Annotated in this window: 2 protein-coding genes and 1 pseudogene; all 3 read left to right on the top strand. The window is 66.3% G+C overall.

The genetic code is table 11. The features are described from left to right. Positions 1-370: pseudogene (locus VIR09_RS11620) on the top strand (DNA polymerase III subunit delta'); the annotation flags it as partial. A gap of 67 nt (positions 371-437) precedes the next feature. Then, the gene (locus VIR09_RS11615) at positions 438-1208 is read left to right on the top strand and encodes a TatD family hydrolase (protein WP_332013010.1); all 771 of its coding nucleotides are present in this window, start codon (positions 438-440) and stop codon (positions 1206-1208) included. Between the two features lie 38 nt (positions 1209-1246). Continuing rightward, a partial coding sequence (locus VIR09_RS11610) for an ankyrin repeat domain-containing protein (RefSeq protein ID WP_332013009.1) occupies positions 1247-1972 on the top strand: 726 nt, incomplete at its 3' end.

Here is a 1972-nt window from a genome sequence, read left to right as displayed (position 1 = left end):
GCTGGCGCAGTCGGGCGAGGCCGCTTGCCCGCCCTGGCTGACCCAGCTGGTCGGGCCGCTGGCCCAGGGCCAGTCGCCCGACGTGGGCACGCTCGCCGAAGCCCTGGAAAAGGTGGCGGCCACTGAGTGGATCGACGCCTTGCAGCGCCTCTACACCGATCTGATGCTGGCCAGCGCGGGGGCGCCCGCGCGTTATTTCCCGGCCCTGGGCAGCGCGGTCGCGCAGGTCGCCGCGCGCATGAACCCGGCCAAGGTGGCCGAGGCCGCGCGCTGGCTGACGCGCCAGCGCGCGCTGGCTACCCATCCCCTGAACGCCAAGCTCTTCGCCCACGCGACCTTGCAGCGCGTGGTGCTATCCTGCCTGGCGTAAGCCTTTGATCCGGCGGCGCTGGTCCGGCAAAGGACGCGGCGCCGCGGCACTTGTATCCAGACTCATCATGTACGTCGATTCCCACTGCCATTTGAACTTTCCGGAACTGGCCGCCGATCTGCCGGCCATTCTTGACCGGATGGCCGCCAACCAGGTCACGCACGCGCTGGTCGTCAGCGTCAACATGCCGGAATGGCCCGGCCTGATGTCGCTGGTCGAGCCGCAGGCCAATCTGTGGGCCTCGGTCGGCGTGCACCCCGATTACGAAGACACGCCCGACCCCACGCCCGAAGAGCTGGCGCGCCTGTCGGAGCATCCCAAGGTGGTGGCTATCGGCGAGACCGGGCTGGACTACTACCGCCTGTCCGAACCGCTGGACTGGCAGCGCGAGCGTTTCCGCCGCCACATCCGCGCCGCCCGCGACACGGGCCTGCCCCTGATCGTGCACACGCGCTCGTCCGCCGAGGACACCGTGCGCATGCTGCGGGAAGAGCAGGCGGCCGAGGTCGGCGGCGTGATGCATTGCTTTACCGAAAACTGGGAAGTGGCGCAGGCCGCGCTGGACCAGAACTTCTATATTTCCCTGTCCGGCATCGTGACCTTCAAGAATGCGCAGGTCGTGCATGAAGTGGCCGCCAAAGTGCCGCTGGACCGTCTGTTGATCGAGACCGACTCGCCGTATCTGGCGCCGGTGCCTTATCGTGGCAAGCTGAACGACCCGTCCAAGGTGATCCACGTGGCGGAGAAGATTGCGGATCTCAGGGGTATCTCCGTCGCTGAGGTGGCAAAAGCATCCACGGATAATTTCTTCCGTCTTTTCAATAAGATAAAGAAATAATCTAATCCAGATTGTTTAAAGTGATTTATAGGAATTCCATGGCCATCCACATCGCGTCCGCCCAGAAGCTCGTCTTGTCGTGTTGCCGTGGAGCGCTGCTGGCGCTGGCCGTGGGGTTGGCTGCCCCAGCGGTGGCGCAGGCCGCCAATCCCGGCGACTGGTGGGTCTATGTCGCCAATGATTATCCGGACGACATCAAGGAACTGCTGGCGCGCGGCGAGGACCCGAACGTGCGCTACAAGAACGGCCAGCCGGCGCTGATGCGCGCCGTGGTCGACGGCGCCTGGAAGGTGTTTGACGTGATCGCCGCTGACAAGCGCACCGACGTGAACGCCGAGAACCCGGCGGGCGAGACGCCGCTGATGTATCTGGCCATCGCCGGCCAGACCGAGCGCGCCAAGAAGCTGATCGCCCGCGGCGCCCAGGTCAACCGCCTGGGCTGGACGCCGCTGCACTATGCCGCGTCGAAGGGGCAGCTGGAAATGGCGCGCTTGCTGCTGGCGAACAAGGCCATGGTCAACGCGCCTGCACCCAATGGCGAAACGCCGCTGATGATGGCGGCGCTGTCGGGCCGCAAACCGATGGTGGACCTGCTGTTGAAGGCCGGGGCCGATGTGGGCTCGCGCGATACCAAGGGCCAGACCCCGGCCGATTGGGCCAGGACGGGCAAGTCCACGGCGGTGGCGGCGGAACTGGACCAGCTGATCGCGCAGCAGCAGGAAACCCGCCGCAAGCTGCGCGCGTCGCGGCCGGCCGGGGAAGGC

The sequence above is a fragment of the Achromobacter sp. genome (genome assembly GCF_036567245.1).
Lineage (GTDB): Bacteria > Pseudomonadota > Gammaproteobacteria > Burkholderiales > Burkholderiaceae_B > Achromobacter.
The sequence above is the reverse complement of the archived record's forward strand: the minus strand, read 5'-3'. Positions and strand labels throughout refer to the sequence as shown.

Excerpts from the sequence above, each read along its gene's own strand:
- VIR09_RS11615 (WP_332013010.1), top strand. The coding sequence starts at position 438 with ATGTACGTCGATTCCCACTGCCATTTGAACTTTCCGGAACTGGCCGCC.